At 63.4% G+C, this 14,389-nt stretch carries 23 protein-coding genes; all 23 read left to right on the top strand.

Annotation, left to right across the window (positions count from 1 at the left end; genetic code table 11):
- Positions 1–154 precede the first annotated feature (154 nt).
- Positions 155–370 carry a hypothetical protein gene (locus R4I43_RS08245; protein ID WP_324264946.1) on the top strand — a complete coding sequence of 72 codons (216 nt, stop codon included), beginning with the start codon at positions 155–157 and terminating at the stop codon, positions 368–370.
- Positions 367–876: a hypothetical protein gene (locus R4I43_RS08250; protein WP_324264947.1), complete on the top strand. Its 510-nt coding sequence runs from the start codon at positions 367–369 to the stop codon at positions 874–876. The genes R4I43_RS08245 and R4I43_RS08250 overlap by 4 nt, the downstream gene beginning before the upstream one ends.
- 189 nt (positions 877–1,065) lie before the next feature.
- Positions 1,066–1,329: a hypothetical protein gene (locus tag R4I43_RS08255; RefSeq protein ID WP_324264948.1), complete on the top strand. Its 264-nt coding sequence runs from the start codon at positions 1,066–1,068 to the stop codon at positions 1,327–1,329.
- A 101-nt stretch (positions 1,330–1,430) separates the two neighbouring features.
- Entirely contained in the window at positions 1,431–2,093 is a 663-nt protein-coding gene (locus R4I43_RS08260; RefSeq protein WP_324264949.1) for a hypothetical protein, read from the top strand.
- A 74-nt stretch (positions 2,094–2,167) separates the two neighbouring features.
- The gene (locus R4I43_RS08265) at positions 2,168–2,434 is read left to right on the top strand and encodes a hypothetical protein (protein ID WP_324264950.1); all 267 of its coding nucleotides are present in this window, start codon (positions 2,168–2,170) and stop codon (positions 2,432–2,434) included.
- A 163-nt stretch (positions 2,435–2,597) separates the two neighbouring features.
- On the top strand, positions 2,598–2,834 hold the full coding sequence (locus R4I43_RS34295) for an endonuclease domain-containing protein (protein ID WP_407691218.1): 237 nt from the start codon (positions 2,598–2,600) through the stop codon (positions 2,832–2,834).
- Positions 2,737–3,102: an HNH endonuclease gene (locus tag R4I43_RS08270; RefSeq protein ID WP_324264951.1), complete on the top strand. Its 366-nt coding sequence runs from the start codon at positions 2,737–2,739 to the stop codon at positions 3,100–3,102. The genes R4I43_RS34295 and R4I43_RS08270 overlap by 98 nt, the downstream gene beginning before the upstream one ends.
- A gap of 527 nt (positions 3,103–3,629) precedes the next feature.
- Positions 3,630–3,932: a hypothetical protein gene (locus R4I43_RS08275; protein ID WP_324264952.1), complete on the top strand. Its 303-nt coding sequence runs from the start codon at positions 3,630–3,632 to the stop codon at positions 3,930–3,932.
- A gap of 377 nt (positions 3,933–4,309) precedes the next feature.
- Entirely contained in the window at positions 4,310–4,561 is a 252-nt protein-coding gene (locus R4I43_RS08280) for a hypothetical protein (RefSeq protein WP_324264953.1), read from the top strand.
- On the top strand, positions 4,562–5,065 hold the full coding sequence (locus R4I43_RS08285) for a hypothetical protein (protein WP_324264954.1): 504 nt from the start codon (positions 4,562–4,564) through the stop codon (positions 5,063–5,065).
- Positions 5,066–5,068: 3 nt separating this feature from the next.
- Entirely contained in the window at positions 5,069–6,682 is a 1,614-nt protein-coding gene (locus tag R4I43_RS08290; protein ID WP_324264955.1) for a hypothetical protein, read from the top strand.
- Between the two features lie 12 nt (positions 6,683–6,694).
- A complete protein-coding gene (locus R4I43_RS08295; RefSeq protein ID WP_324264956.1) occupies positions 6,695–7,036 on the top strand; it encodes a hypothetical protein in 342 nt (113 codons plus the stop codon).
- Positions 7,036–7,305 (top strand): hypothetical protein, encoded by a 270-nt coding sequence (locus R4I43_RS08300; RefSeq protein WP_324264957.1) that lies wholly within the window; start codon positions 7,036–7,038, stop codon positions 7,303–7,305. Before R4I43_RS08295 ends, R4I43_RS08300 begins: the two co-directional genes overlap by 1 nt.
- Before the next feature lie 19 nt (positions 7,306–7,324).
- Positions 7,325–8,755 (top strand): hypothetical protein, encoded by a 1,431-nt coding sequence (locus R4I43_RS08305; protein WP_324264958.1) that lies wholly within the window; start codon positions 7,325–7,327, stop codon positions 8,753–8,755.
- A 16-nt stretch (positions 8,756–8,771) separates the two neighbouring features.
- Positions 8,772–8,936 (top strand): hypothetical protein, encoded by a 165-nt coding sequence (locus R4I43_RS08310; RefSeq protein ID WP_324264959.1) that lies wholly within the window; start codon positions 8,772–8,774, stop codon positions 8,934–8,936.
- Positions 8,933–10,495 (top strand): phage portal protein, encoded by a 1,563-nt coding sequence (locus tag R4I43_RS08315; protein ID WP_324264960.1) that lies wholly within the window; start codon positions 8,933–8,935, stop codon positions 10,493–10,495. Before R4I43_RS08310 ends, R4I43_RS08315 begins: the two co-directional genes overlap by 4 nt.
- Positions 10,479–11,234, top strand: a complete 756-nt coding sequence (locus tag R4I43_RS08320; protein WP_324264961.1) for an HK97 family phage prohead protease — start codon at positions 10,479–10,481, stop codon at positions 11,232–11,234. Before R4I43_RS08315 ends, R4I43_RS08320 begins: the two co-directional genes overlap by 17 nt.
- Positions 11,235–11,260: 26 nt before the next feature.
- Positions 11,261–12,469, top strand: a complete 1,209-nt coding sequence (locus R4I43_RS08325; RefSeq protein ID WP_324264962.1) for a phage major capsid protein — start codon at positions 11,261–11,263, stop codon at positions 12,467–12,469.
- Positions 12,470–12,547: 78 nt separating this feature from the next.
- A complete protein-coding gene (locus R4I43_RS08330; protein ID WP_324264963.1) occupies positions 12,548–12,919 on the top strand; it encodes a hypothetical protein in 372 nt (123 codons plus the stop codon).
- 7 nt (positions 12,920–12,926) lie between these two features.
- Positions 12,927–13,109, top strand: coding sequence for a hypothetical protein (locus tag R4I43_RS08335; protein WP_324264964.1), 183 nt, complete (start codon positions 12,927–12,929; stop codon positions 13,107–13,109).
- On the top strand, positions 13,109–13,270 hold the full coding sequence (locus R4I43_RS08340; protein ID WP_324264965.1) for a hypothetical protein: 162 nt from the start codon (positions 13,109–13,111) through the stop codon (positions 13,268–13,270). Before R4I43_RS08335 ends, R4I43_RS08340 begins: the two co-directional genes overlap by 1 nt.
- Positions 13,271–13,281: 11 nt before the next feature.
- Complete coding sequence (locus tag R4I43_RS08345; protein ID WP_324264966.1) at positions 13,282–13,938, top strand: hypothetical protein; 657 nt, start codon at positions 13,282–13,284, stop codon at positions 13,936–13,938.
- Positions 13,935–14,384: a hypothetical protein gene (locus tag R4I43_RS08350; protein WP_324264967.1), complete on the top strand. Its 450-nt coding sequence runs from the start codon at positions 13,935–13,937 to the stop codon at positions 14,382–14,384. The genes R4I43_RS08345 and R4I43_RS08350 overlap by 4 nt, the downstream gene beginning before the upstream one ends.
- Positions 14,385–14,389 lie beyond the last annotated feature (5 nt).

Genomic DNA, 14,389 nt, shown 5'->3' on the forward strand with positions numbered 1-14,389 from the left:
GTACCACCACACGTGGGTGCCCATGAGGTCCATTGGGGCTCGATGGGCTCTACATGGGCTTGCGAGGGGGGGTCCACAAATGGACCCCCCATAAAGGGGGGTCCATATAGGTGGGGTTGGACACCCCCCTGGCGGCGATCATGGAGGTTCAGAGATGAGTTGCAGGGACGAGTACGACGCCACTTTCGCGAAGGAGCTCAGCGAAACTCTCGCGATCAACGAGAAGTACAACCTGGCCAAGCTGCACATCGACAAGCTTCTGGATGACCTGTGGGTAGTGATCAAGGAAAGGGACGACTTGATCGACGAGCGGGACCGGTTGGTGGCGAGGCTTGGGCTATGCACCGAGTGCGGAGGCGAGGCCGCGTGAGCCGGACACCTGCCGAGGCCGGGCGGTACGCCTCGAACAAGGGCAAGCAAGCCGAGCGATTCGTTGCGGCCTACTTCAGGAGCCGTGGGTGGGGCGAGGCCGAGCGGTACGGGTCCACCGGGTGGCGCAACGCCGTCCGCGAGAGCCCCGACGTCGGAGACATCAAGGGCGTGCACCCGCTGGTGGTGCAGGTGAAGTACTACGCGGAGGAGCCATCCGACGCGCAGGTAGCCCAGTGGCTGGGCGAGGCCGAGGCGCAGCGGGTGGCCGCTGGCGGCAAGGTCGCGGTGCTCGTCGTGCGCAGGAAGGGCAAGGCCGACCCTGCGCTGTGGTGGGCGTGGCTTCGAGCCGACGTCTTCGAGCGGCTGACGGGTGGCGAGTTCTGGCCTGCGGGCGAGCTTGGCCTCACCGATGTGGTGACCAGTGACCTGCTCGCCTATCCGGTGCGGCTGCGACTCGATCACTGCCTTTCGATGTTGCACAACTCTGGCTACGGGAGGCCCTGATGGGCGAGACCGCACCAGAGCGCGCTACGCGCATTTTTCAGGCCATCAAAGCCCCTACCCCTAGTCAGTACCGGCAGGCGGTCCTTCAGGCGCTCTGTGGCGGTTCCCATCACCAGGAAAGGGCATTGCTGCTCGACATGCTCGGGCTGCTGGACGTGGCTAGGCAGATGCAAGCGGAACGGAGCCCAGGTGAGTGATGAGCAGCAGGTGAAGCGGCCGATCGGCTCGGAGCTGGACGAGCTGGGCGTGCGGTGCGAGCTGGGCGAGAACGACCGCATCGTTGACGCGCTGGTTCTGCTGCGGGTGCAGAGCCTGGAGGACGGCGAGAGCTCGCTTCGCATCGAGGTCAACCCGGAGATCGACTTTTTGGTGCGCAGGGGCATGTTCGAGGTCGCCTACGACTTCGAGCACGCGGCCATCGGTGAGATCTTGGGAGAGGACGACGACGACTGATGAGCGATCAAGTCTGTGAGGCCCCTGACTGTGATCGACCGGCGGGCGGGTACTTCCTATGCCGCCCGTGCTGCGAGTCCCTGAGCGACGACCTGAGCGGCGTGAACGAGCTGCTGGGCGAGCTTGAGGTGACGCTCACGCGGCAGCACCGGTTCGGAGACCAGTCGGGGGGCACTTCGCGAAGCGCCACGAAGCCCCTGCCGTTCCACACGCGAGCCTCGAAGGCACTGGAGGCGCTGCGGCACGCGATCGGCTTGGCCGTGTACGACGTTGGGTGTCCGTTGTCCCGAATGGGGTTCTCTACGGCTCATTGCGCCGAGTGGTTGCGCGAGAATCTGGACGCGCTGCGTGTAAACGAGCTTGCGGGTGAGGTGTATGAGAGCATCCGCGCCGCGATCGACGACGGTTGGCGGGCCGTAGATCATCCGCCTAGGCAGTGGTACGCGGGAGCCTGCGCGTGCGGTACCGATCTGTACGGACAGCCCTCACGGGCGGTCGTGAAGTGCGGAAAATGTGGTGCCGAGTACGAGGGCGCCAAGAGGCGGGAAGAGTTGCGCGCCTTGCTGCCCGACCAGCTGGCCCCTGCTGCCGACATCGCACGGGGTCTATCGGCCCTAGGCGAGGAGCTTTCGCTCAACCGGATCACGCAGTGGGCGAGGCGCGGGAAGCTCACGCCGAAGTCGCCCCATCCCAATGATCCTCGAAAACGACCCCGATACCGGGTGGGAGACGTGCAAGACCTGCTGCGGGGAGACCGTGGTTAAACGCGAGCGCGACCACTCGTCTGTCATGCTCGATCGCTGGTAGCAGAGGTGTCTTCTTAGCGAGGGTGGGCGCCATGCGCAAACCTGATTTGATCTGGGCCACGTACCTTGTGGCCGTAGCCCTCGGATTCACAGTTCTGGAGCGCCAGGCGCTCCGCAATCCTCAGCACGGCCACACGCTCACGGCCACCACACGCCGCTGGTTGGGCCTGCATCCCGTTCAGCCTTGGCGCTCGGCGGGCTATGTGGGTTTCGCCGGTTCCGTGGCTGGCGGTACGGGCTGGTTGATCTACCACATTCTCATCGAGGGAAGCGACATTCGTGGAGACCAAGAGGTGTAGGGATTGTGGCGAGGTCAAGCCATTGACCGACTACTACCTCACCTCTCGTGGCCCCCGTGGCGGCGGTCGGCGCTATCCCGCGAGCTACTGCCGCCGATGCCATGCCACGCGCAACGTCCGCAACGCCCGAGCACGCAGACACGGGTTCGCCTCCGCCGAGGAGATGGACTCTGCGCTTAAAGACGCGAGCTGCGAGATCTGCGACAGACCGGTTGAAGGCCGAGAGGCGCATTTCGATCACGACCATGAGACGAACCTGCGCCGAGATGTCCTGTGCTGTTCGTGCAACCTGATGCTCGGCCATGCTCACGACAACATTCACGTACTGCGCGCAGGAGCGAGGTACATCCTGCGGCATAGGAAACGTGCGGAGCGTGCACGTGGCAGAGAAGCGCCGTGATACCAACCTCGCCCGAAAGCTGCGGCTCAAGATTCGAGGGCAGCGGGACCCTTGCTGGTTGTGCGGGCGAGATATCGACTACGAGCTTGAGTTCCCACACCCTCACTCGTTCACGGTGGATCACATAGTGCCCGTGTCCAAGGGGGGAGCGGAGTACGACCCGGAGAACCTGCGGGCGGCGCACTATCGGTGCAACCAGCGCAAAGGGGACAGGCTAGTACCTGTGAGACCTACGCGTATCGAGTTCGATACCTCGCGTAAGTGGTAGTTGATATTAAGATATAGACTTAAGATCAAGATACTAAGTCCACTTAGGATAGTAAGTATACTAAGGATCATAAGGCTACTAATGATCATAAGGATCATAGTGATCTTAAGGATCATAGTGATCTTAAGGGCACTAAGGATCTTAAGGGTATTAAGGCTACTAAGGCTACTAAGGATCTTAAGGCTAATAAGGATCTTAAGGCTACTAAGGATCTTAAGGCTACTAAGGATCTTAAGGCTAATAAGGATCTTAAGCATACTAATGATCATAAGTATATTAAGGATCTTAAGCATACTAATGATCATAAGTATACTAATGATCTTAATCATAATAGTGATCTTAAGTCTACTAATGATCTTAATCATAATAGTGATCTTAAGTCTACTAATGATCTTAAGTCTATTAGTGATCTTAAGTGCACTAACGATCATAAGGATCTTAAGCACAATGGTTCTCATGTGGGTGGTACCCCACGTACACATGTGGACACCCATTCACAGGTGAGAACATGGGCATCATTCCATGACATGGGCACGTGGAACCATCAGGTATGGGTACTGCGTAATGGGATATTAAGGGTAATAGGGATAGTAAGGGCATTAGGGATATTAAGGCTCTTAGGGATATTAAGGCTCTTAGGGATATTAAGGGTCTTAGGTATATTAAGGGTACTAAGGGTCTTAGGGATACTAAGGGCGCTAAGGGTTATAGGGATACTAAGGGATATAGGGCTAGTAGGGCTAGTAGGGATACTAAGGGATATAGGGCTAGTAGGGATACTAAGGACCTTTAGGGATACTGGGGATACTAAGGACCTTGGGGATACTTAGATGGTTCATTGGGTTGTCGGCTGTGCCGGTGCATGTAGTGATCCATCTGGGGTTGGTGGTCTTAAGGGGCTCAAGCGAGGGGCCCCTCTGGGGAGTAGGTACCTGCGGGGTCCCCTGCTGCAGTAGGTGCCGGGGGAGTAGCCAAGCAGGGGGTATGGACATGTGGGGGGATAGGCGCGGGTACGGGGGGCACCTTGCCGTCGAAGATCGCTGAGGGGCTTCGAGAGCGGGGGATTCCGATCTTTTCTCTCCCTGGAGTGATTCAAGTCTTGCATTTCCGCAGGTCAGAGGCCCAATTTGGAGGTCAAAAATGGCAGTATCGGCACAGCGCGCCAGCGTGACCTCCACGGCGGTCTGACGTGGACTGGAGCCACCTGGTGGCCATCGCTGGCTCCGGCGGAGTCGGGATGGCCATTGACCGCCTGTTCATGCGCCGCAAGACCAACGCCGACACCGCCAACTCCTGGTCCGATGTCTATTCGGAGCTGATCAAAGACTTGCGCAACGAAGTGCAGGAGTTGCGTGCTGAAAACAAAGAGTTGCGCGGCGATAACCAAGAGATCCGAGTCCGAATCCGAGAGTTGGAAAGCGAAGTCGCGTCGCTTCGAGCGCGGGAAATGGGACAGTAAATGAGCCATGAAGCGGTGAAGTGGCGGGCGCATTGGCGCCTCGAAAAGTACCTCAATGACGAGGAGTTCGCGGCCGGGAATGCGTACGAGGTGATCGACCGCGAGGGCAACCTGCTCGTGATCGGTGGCGCCTCCGCCCTGTGGCAGCGGCTCATTGGCACGGGCGTGACGGCGTTCGACAACACCAACGCGCATCTGGGCGTGGGAGATTCGACTACGGCGGCAGCTGACAGCCAGACGGACCTACAGGCGGCCTCGAACAAGTTGCGCAAGGCGATGGACGCCACCTATCCGCAGCACACGGACTCGACCTCTGCAGCGGGCGCGAAGAGCATCACCTACCGCTCGACCTACGCCTCTGGTGACGCGAACTTCGCCTGGCAGGAATGGGGCCTGTTCAACGCCTCTTCGACTGGTCGGATGCTGAACCGCAAGGTTGAATCGCTCGGCACGAAGGCCAGCGGCTCCACCTGGACGCTGACCGTCACGCTCTCACTGGCGTAATCCGTGGCCGCTCCGGTTGTCGCGGCGCGGGCTACCGGGCGCACCACTACGACGAACACCACCAGCCACGCCATCACGCTGCCTACGGGCATCACGGCGGGGGACCTGCTGCTGGCGGTGTTCGCGTCGGACGGCAACCCCACGTGCACGGCACCGGGGGACTGGACCAAGCTCGGGCAGGCTGGCGACGGTAGCGGCGTCTGCGTAGGTGCCGTCTTCTGGAAGGTGGCCGCAGGCAGCGACACGCTCACCGTCACGACGTCTTCGACTGAGCAGTCGTCGCATGTCACGCTCCGGGTCACGGGCGCGGGCACGCCGACCGGCTCGTCGGTGGGTGGTTCGTCGTCCAACTCGGACCCGCCGAACCACGTATCGCCCCGCACTGGGGAAGACCACCTGTGGGTGGCCACCCGGCAGGGCGACTCGACCACGGTGGCGACGGTGGCTCCCACGGGATACACGGATCTGCAAACCATCGCGGCGGCGGGCACTGGTGGCGCATCAACCAACACGGCTGAGAAGTCCACGACAGCTGACGAGACCGAGGACCCCGGCACGTTCACCTCTGGCAACGACCAGTGGGTGAGCTGGACGGTGGCGGTTCCCCCGCCGGACTCGGGGGACGCCAGCAAGACCGGTTCCGACTCTGCCGCGCTGACGGACTCGGGCGCACTGGAGGCGTCCGCTCCGGTGGCGGACTCGGGCTCGGTCGCAGATTCGGGCCGTATCGACTTGTCGGCGGCGGACTCGTCGTCTCTGGCGGACGCCTCCACGGTCGGCTTGGCGGTTTCCGATGCTTCCGCGCTCGCGGATGCCTCCGTCCTGGCTGCGAATCTGCCGGTTTCGGACCCGGCAACGCTCGCGGACACCTCCACGGTGGGCCAGACGGCCTCGGACTCGGCCTCTGCGGGCGATTCAGCGGCCTTGTCGGCGACCTCGGGCGTCACGGACTCGGTTTCGATGGCCGAGCAGGTCAGCGCCGAAGCGGCGGTTCCGGCAGCGGATTTGGCCGCCGTGATCGACTCCGCGGCGGTCGAAGTAGCGATTTCGGCCTCTGAAAGCACCATTTTGGGCGATTCGACCGCCCTTGGTGCCCTTCTGACGGGCTCTGAGGGTGTCGGACTGGCCGATTCGGGCTCCGTGGGTCAATCGGGCTCGGATTTGGCCGTTTCGGACGCGATGAGCGTGTCTGAGGCGGCGAATTTGACCAGCGAGCTCTCATTGACGGATTCGGCGGCCGTTTCGGACGCCCCGACGGTCTTTGCGGCGCTTGAACGCTCTGATTCGGCCAATTTCGGCGATCTGGCGACAATCGCGGCTCTTCTGGCCTCTGGCGACCCGATTTTGCTCAATGAGGCCGTTTCGCTGGCTACGGGCGGGGTTTTCCGCCGTTTGGCCGGTTCAGCGGCGATTTCGGGCCGTTTGACGGGCTCGGCGGCCGTTTCTGGACGCCTGAGCGGGTCTGTGGACCAGTTGACGGGCTCGGCGGCGGTCTCAGGCCGGGCGACGGGCTTGAGCGGCACAGCGGGCCGGTTGGTGGGCTCGGCGGCCATCTCGGGCCGGTTGGCGGGATCGGCGCAGGCAGATCGGGTTGGCGGCTCGGTTGACTACTTCTAGGAGGCGATTGCAGTGCCCGCGAGTACAAACCTGAGCCTCTTCGAGGGCAACACCGACACGATCACGCTTGCCATCACCAAGGCCGTGGACTCCACGGCCGAAAACCTGACCAGCAAGGTGGTCGAGGTCTACTTCAAGCCGTCCGCGTCCACTGCGGATACCGATCCATCGGTGACGAAGCTCGTCAGCCCCACCGACGTCACGATCACTGACGCGGCCGGTGGGCTGGCTCAGTTCACGGTGCCCGCGCCTGTGGTGGCAAGTCCCGGGTCGACCTTCTGGCGTTGCGATGTCGTGTCGGGCGCGAACCGGCGGACCTCGATGTACGGCTCGGTGACGACGGAGAACCTGTGATGTCTTCCGACGACGAACAGCTCTACACCGTGGTCGCGCGAGGCAAGCGTCTCGAAGCGCTGGAGGCATACCGCGACGCGCTGGCGGCCGAAATGGAGCGGCTGCGGTTCTCGCAGTCGGCGAACGAGGCGGCCGGGCGCGACTTCTCCATCATGGGCAAGGAACTTCGACAGGTCATGGCCGAGATCGACGAGATCGGCGGCGTGGCCGAGGGCGATCTGCTCGATGAGCTCTCCAAGAGGCGCAGTGAGCGACGCTCCGGAGCTTAGGGGCGCCCAAGTCCCACGGGTGCACTGCGCACCGCCGTACGCGTCCACTACCGGGCCGGAAGCGGTCGACCTGTGCCGCCTGGCGGGGCTTGAGCTGGACGAGTGGCAGCAACTCGTGCTGCGGGACTCGCTCGGCGAGCGCGACGACGGCCGGTGGTCAGCGTTCGAGGTTGGGCTGATCGTGCCCCGGCAGAACGGCAAGTCGTTGTTGCTGCAGGCGCGGGCGCTGGCGGGCCTGTTCCTGCTCGACGAGCAGCTGATCCTCTTCTCCGCGCACGAGTTCAAGACCGCGCAGGAGCAGTTCCGCAACATCCGCCGGATCATCGAGGACACGCCGACCCTGCGCAAGCGCGTGGCACCCCGTGGAATCCGCACCTCGCACGGCGAGGAAGGAATCGAGCTCAAGGACGGTCGGAGGTTGAGGTTCGTGGCGCGCTCGACCGGCTCGGGGCGTGGCTTCTCGGCGGACCTGGTCATCCTCGATGAGGCGTACAACCTGCCTGAAGAGGCTATGGCCGCACTGCTGCCCACGTTGTCGTCCCGCCCCGACCCGCAAGTCTGGTATGCGAGTTCGGCGGGGATGGAGGAGTCGAGCTGGCTCCGCAAGATCCGCAAGAAGGGCACGGCCGGAAGCTCCAAGCGGCTGGCCTACTTCGAGTGGAGCGCGCAGACCGAGGCGAAGGACTACGAGCGGGCCTTGGATGACCGCGAGGAGTGGGCGAGGGCCAACCCCGCGCTCGGAATCCGTATCCGCGAGGAGTTCATCGAGTCCGAGCTTGACGCGATGGGCGGAATGGAGTTCGCCCGCGAGCGGCTGGGCATCTGGTACGACGAAGAGGCCGATGTCGTGATCCGCCAGCGGGATTGGGCGGCCGTGGCCGACGCTGGCACTGAGCCGGGCGAGGACTCGAATCTCGTCTTCGGCGTGGACGTGTCGCTGAACCGCTCGCATGGCGCGATCGCGGTAGCGGGCGCACGCGAGGACGGCCTGATTCACACGGAGCTGGTCGACTACCGCGAGGGCACGCAGTGGATTGTGCCGCGACTGGTGGAGCTGATCGAGAAGCACAACCCGGCGGCGGTCCTGATTGATCCGACCGGCCCGGCTGGCGGGCTGCTGTCCATCCTGGCCGAAGACGGGATCGAGCCGAGGACGGCGAAGGGCGGCAAGGAGATCCTTCGCCTGCTGACCGGGCGTGACGGCGCGCAAGCGTGCGGCGCGTTCTATGACCTGGTCGTGAACGGCGAGCTTCGGCACCGCGACCAGAAGCCCGTAAATGACGCTGTGTCGGGCGCGAAACAGCGCCCCATGTCCGACGCGTGGGTGTGGCACCGCAAGGAATCCAGGTTCGATGTGGCCCCGCTGGTGGCGGAAACGCTGGCGGTGCAGGGCTTCGTGCTCTACGGCATACCCGAACCGACACCCACACCAATGATCGCTTGGGTCTGAGGAAGGCGAGGAGAACGTGGCTGCTGCAATCGCGCTTGCCGTGCTGCTGGTGCTGGCTGCCGTGCTGGCCGCGTACGGCGCGTTCCTGGTCGCCGGTCTGGGCTGGGCTCTGATCGCGACCGGCGTGCTGGTGGCCCTGTTCGCGCTGATGTTCCTCGCCGAGTGGGGTGAGCCTAAGTGACCCTGTTTAAACGGCTTGCGGGGCTCGGCAAGAAGGGCTTCTCGCAGCCGAACTTCTGGGAGGCGGGCGACGAGAGCTCGCTCCCGTTCCTGTCGAGCGCGTTGCATGGCAACGAGGAGCCGATCGGCAACAACTTCGAAGCCTACGTTCAGGGCGCCTACAAACAGAACGGCGTGATCTTCGCCTGCATTCAGGCGCGGCAGATGGCCTTCAGTGAAGGCCGATTCGCGATGTGCAAGAACGACAAGGACGGTCGGCCCGGGGCACTGCGCTACGGCCCGGAGCTGGAGCTGCTGGAGCGCCCGTGGCCGGGCGGCACGCAGGGCGAGTTGCTGTCCCGCATGGAGCAGGACGTCTCGCTCGCGGGCAACTTCTACGCGACGGTGGTCGACGACGCGGGCCGCGTGGGCCGACGGGCCATCGGTCCCAGTAGGCGAGTGGTCCGGCTTCGGCCCGACTGGGTGACCATCGTCATCGGGTCCAAGAAGGACCCGAACGGCGCGCATCCGTGGGACATCGACAACAAGGTGATCGCCTACGAGTACAACCCGCCCGTTAACGGCATGACGACCGGTGTGCTTCAGGAGCTTCAGCGTGATCACGCTGTTCTGCTGCTGCCCGAGGATGTCTGCCACTACTCGCCGATTCCGGACCCCGCCATGCGCTACCGGGGCATGTCGTGGCTGACCCCGGTTGTCGAGGAGGTCAGGGCCGATCGCGCGGCTACCAAGCACAAGCTCAAGTTCTTCGAGCTGGGTGGCTCCCCGAAGACGGCGGTCTCGCTCGACAAGGAGATCACGGCCGAGGACTTCAAGAAGTTCGTAGAGCTGTTCAAGGAGCAGCACCAGGGCGTGGACAACGCGTACAGGACCATGTTCCTCGCGGGCGGCGCGAACGTGTCCACCGTGGGCGCGGACCTGCGACAGCTGGACTTCAAGGTCACGCAGGGCGCAGGCGAGACGAGAATCGCTGCGGCCTCGGGCGTTCCCCCGATCATCGTCGGGCTCTCCGAGGGCCTGGCGTCGGCGACCTACTCCAACTACGGGCAGGCTCGAAGGCGCTTCGCCGATAACACGGTTCGGCCACTGTGGCGCTCTGCTGGCGTGGCGCTGGAGCGGCTGGTGCAGCTCGGCGAGGGCGAGCACCTGCGGATCGATGACAGGGATATCGCGTTCCTACGCGAGGACCTGATTGACCGGGCCGAGATCCAGCAGAAGCAAGCGATTCAGATCAGGCAGCTGGTCGACGGCGGTTTCGACCCGGACTCGGTTGTCCGGGCCGTCGTCAAGTACGACCTGTCCGAGCTGGAGCACACGGGCCTGATGTCCGTGCAGTTGCTCCCGCCTGGCCTGGGAACGATCGACCCAATCACGGGCGAGCCGATGGCTCCGGACCCGGCGATGACACAGGCGCTGAACGGTCCGACTCCACCGCAGGGCGGCAGTAGTGGAATCTCGGGCTCGCCTAAGCCGAGCGCGGCCGTCGGTGGTTCCACGGGCAACGCGGCGAAGTCCGACAAGGAGATTCCGGGAGGCCGGACCAATGGCAATGGAAACTAAGGCCCTCGGGCACGTCGAGGTCAAGGATGGTGATCGCGGCGTCGTCGAGGCCGTGTTCAGCAAGTTCAACGTCCGGGACCTGGACGGGGACGTCACCCTGAAGGAAGCGTTCATCCCCGAGTCGCGCGTGAAGATCAGTTCCTACAACCACGGTTCGTGGGAGTCGGGGCAGCTGCCGGTCGGGGTGGGCACCATCGAGGTCCGGGACGACTGCGCGGTCCTCAAGGGCAAGTTCTTCATGAACACCTCGGCCGGGCGGGAAACCTTCGAGGCCGTCAAGGGCCTGGGCGACCTGGCGGAATGGTCCTACGGGTTCGTGGTCGCTGATGCGGAGTTCGAGGAGTTCGAAGGCAAACACTCGCGGATCTTGAAGAAGGTCAACGTGTTTGAGATTTCCCCGGTCTTGAAGGGCGCGGGGATTGGTACGGGCACCCTGGACATCAAGTCGGCGGGTGCCAGTTTCACCGGGCAGTGCGAGCAGGTCTTGACCGAGCTTGAATCACTGACCGGACGCGGCGCGGAAATCTTGGTGAAGCGACGCGAAGAAGGCAAGGGATTGGGCGGGGAATCTCGCGAGCTTCTAACGAAGATCGACGGGGAGCTGGAGACCCTGAAGGGTCTTCTCTTTGAGCCCGCACCCGAGCCTGAGTCGGATGAAGAGGAAGCGGACGACGAATACAAGCAGGAGTTCATTCGGGAACACCTGCGGCACATCGCTTCTCAACACGGGCTCGCGTAAGCAGCCAAGACACTAAGGATCAAGACATGTCAGATTTTCCCGCGCTGCGGGACGTCGAAGGGCGCCTCGAAGCGAAGAACAAGGACCTGGCTCTCCTCTTCGAGGAGGCTGGCCCCGAGTACGACATGAAGAAGGTTTCGAGCTTCTCTGACCCGCTCAAGACGGCGCGGTCGCTGAAGGAAGAGATCGACGCCCTGGGCCAGGAGCGGGACGACCTGCTGGCGGTCAAGAAGGCCGCTGACTACTCTCGTTCGCTGTCGTCCCGCGAGGGCGAGCAGGAAGAGAAGCAGCGGAGCGAGAAGGCCGAGTACAAGTCGCTGGGCGAGTCCTTCATGGACTCAATCGCGGTCAAGGGCAAGATGGGTCCGGTCGGCCCGACGGCACACCTGGACGTCGACTTTAAGTCGCTGTTCGACACCGTGACCGGTTGGACCCCGGAGACCACCCGTACCGGCAAGGTCGTGGACTTCGCTACCAGGCCCGTGCAGGTCACCGATATTTTCCCGACCGGCTCGACCCAGCAGCAGGCCGTTGTCTACATGGAAGAGACGACGTTCACCAACGCTGCGGCGGAAACGGCGGAGGCCGGGACCTTCCCCGAGGCGGCCTTGGGCCTGATCGAGAAGTCCAGCCCGGTCCGCAAGACCGCCGTCTGGCTTCCGATCACTGATGAGCAGCTGGAGGACGAGGAGCACGCTCGCGGGTACGTGAACCGGCGCTTGCCGTTCATGCTCAAGCAGCGCTTGGACGGCCAGCTTCTTAACGGCAACGGCACCGCCCCGAACCTGCGTGGCGTGCTGAACGTGGTGGGTATCCAGACGCACGCCAAGGGCGCCGACCCGATCCCGGATGCTGTGCGCAAGGCGATGACCAAGGTGCGGGTCACCGGTCGCGCCATGCCGGACAACATCGTCATGCACTCCAACGACTGGCAGGAAGTTCGTCTGCTGCGTACCGCCGATGGCATTTACATCTGGGGTTCGCCGAGCGAGACGGGCGAGGCCCGCATGTGGGGCCTGCCGGTCGTCGAGAACGACGTGATCGTTGAGGGGACCGCTCTGGTCGGCGACTTCGGGAACTACTCGGAGCTGACCTCTCGCCGTGGGATCGACGTGCAGATCACCAACTCGCACGCCGACTTCTTCATCAACGGCAAGCAGGCGGTTCGTGCCGACGTGCGTTGCGCGCTGGTCGTCTACCGGCCTACCGCGTTCTGCACCGTTACCGGCATCTGAGACGAGGCGTAGGCACGGACGGAGGGTTCAACCCTCCGCTTGTGCCAGTCTCCCCAGCTCCCAGTGAGGTAGGGATCAATGGCAACCCCAAAGAAGCCTGCGGCCAAGAAGCCCCCGGCGAAGCCCCCGGCCAAGCCTGCGGGCAAGCCCCCGGCGAAGGGCAAGCCTGCGGGCAAGCCCCCGGCCAAGGGTAAGCCTCCGGCGAAGGCCGCCACCAAGAAGCCTGCGGCTAAGAAGCCTGCGGCTAAGGCGGCATCGCAGGACAGCAAGGTCAAGCGCGCGGCACGGCGCTCTGCGGAGCACCCCGCTAACCGCGAGACCAAGAAGGGCTACGACCGCAAGGACTACAACGAGTATCAGGCCGAGTATCAGCAGAATCTCTCTTCCTCGCAGAAGAAGGATCGATACAAGTCCCAGCAGAAGTACAAGGAAAAGAACATTAGGGCGTGATGATCTGATGGGTTACATCGAAGGTGCTCGGAAGCGCCCGTTCTTGAAGGCCGGTGTTCCGGCCGGGGGCGACTTTGCCGGTGAAGCGGACAAGGGCGATCTCCTTTCTGACACCACCAACGGCAAGCTCTACGTCAACACCGGCACCCTCGCGGCTCCGGTGTGGACGCTAGTGGGTAGCCAGCTCTGATGTCGAACAACCGCATCTACCGCACGTCTGAGGGTCGTCACGTTCGCGAGGGCGACCCCCAGGCTGTGTACCTCGCGTACGGCGAGGGCGACGAGGTTCCGGCCAAGGTCCGGCGAGAGCTGGAGCAGCCGAAGCCGAAGCCTCCAAAGTCCAAGTCCTGACGGGATAACACATGGCTGTTCTAGATGTTCTGACCCTGAGCGAGGCGAAGACCTCGCTGAATATCCGGGACGCCGTCACTCAGAACGACGTCGAGCTGGCCGGTTTCATCACTGCGGCGTCGAAGCGGCTCGACTGGTTGATCGGTCCCGTCGTGCGCCGGCAGTTGATCTCCGAGCTTCATAGCGGCGGCGGCGAGCACGTGTTCCTGAAGTTCTACCCGGTGTTCTCAGTCCAGACCGTCACGGAGTTCAAGCGCGACGAGGCGGCGGGGCTGGTGCTAGCGGCTGAAACGAACCTCTCGCGGCCGGACGAGGCATACCAGACTCACCAGTACGCCACAGGCGGCGGGCTGCTGGCCGACAGGATCTCGCGCCGCAGTAGCGCGGGCACGTTCTCGAACCGGCGGGCGCGTTGGGCACCGGGCGAGGAGAACGTCGAAGTGTCCTACACGGCGGGCCGGTTCGACGTCACGGCCAACGTCGAGCCGCTTTACAAGCAAGGCGCCGCTTTGATCCTTCAGAACATGTGGCGTGGGCAGCAGGACTCGACCGGCGGGCTCGGCGAGTTCGACGTGCCGCAGAACAACTTCCCGCGCTGGGCCGTCCCGCGCGCGGTGGTGCAGCTCTTCCAAGACGAGATTCAGCAACCGAAGAGGTTGGTCGCGTGAGCGTTGGTACCACGCTGGTTCAGTTCAAGTCCGCGCTTGTCTCGAAGCTCACCGCCCGGCCTGGGCTGGCGGGCGTCCAGATCTCCTACGGGTTCCCCGATGAGGCGATCGAAGCCGAGGCGATTTGGCTTCAGGACGCCAACTCCACCGACAGTATCCCCACCTTCAAGACCGGCCCGGTCCGCGTCGAGGAGGTCTACACGGTGGTCGTGGCGTGCCAGGTGCTGAAGTCGGACGGCTCGACACAGGAGGAAGCCGACACACGTGCCGTAGCCATCCTGTCCGAGGTGCAGCAGGCACTCGCGGTCGAGCCGCGATTGATCGACGAAATTCTCTACGCCCAACTCGCGGGCTGGAAGCACAGCACGGGCGTGTTGCCGACCGGCAACGGTCACGGTTCCCGGTTTGACGTGCAGGTGCAGGTGCGGGCGCGTCTGCACCCGTAAATCGA

The sequence above is a fragment of the Saccharopolyspora mangrovi genome (genome assembly GCF_035320975.1).
In the GTDB taxonomy this organism is placed as follows: domain Bacteria; phylum Actinomycetota; class Actinomycetes; order Mycobacteriales; family Pseudonocardiaceae; genus Saccharopolyspora; species Saccharopolyspora mangrovi.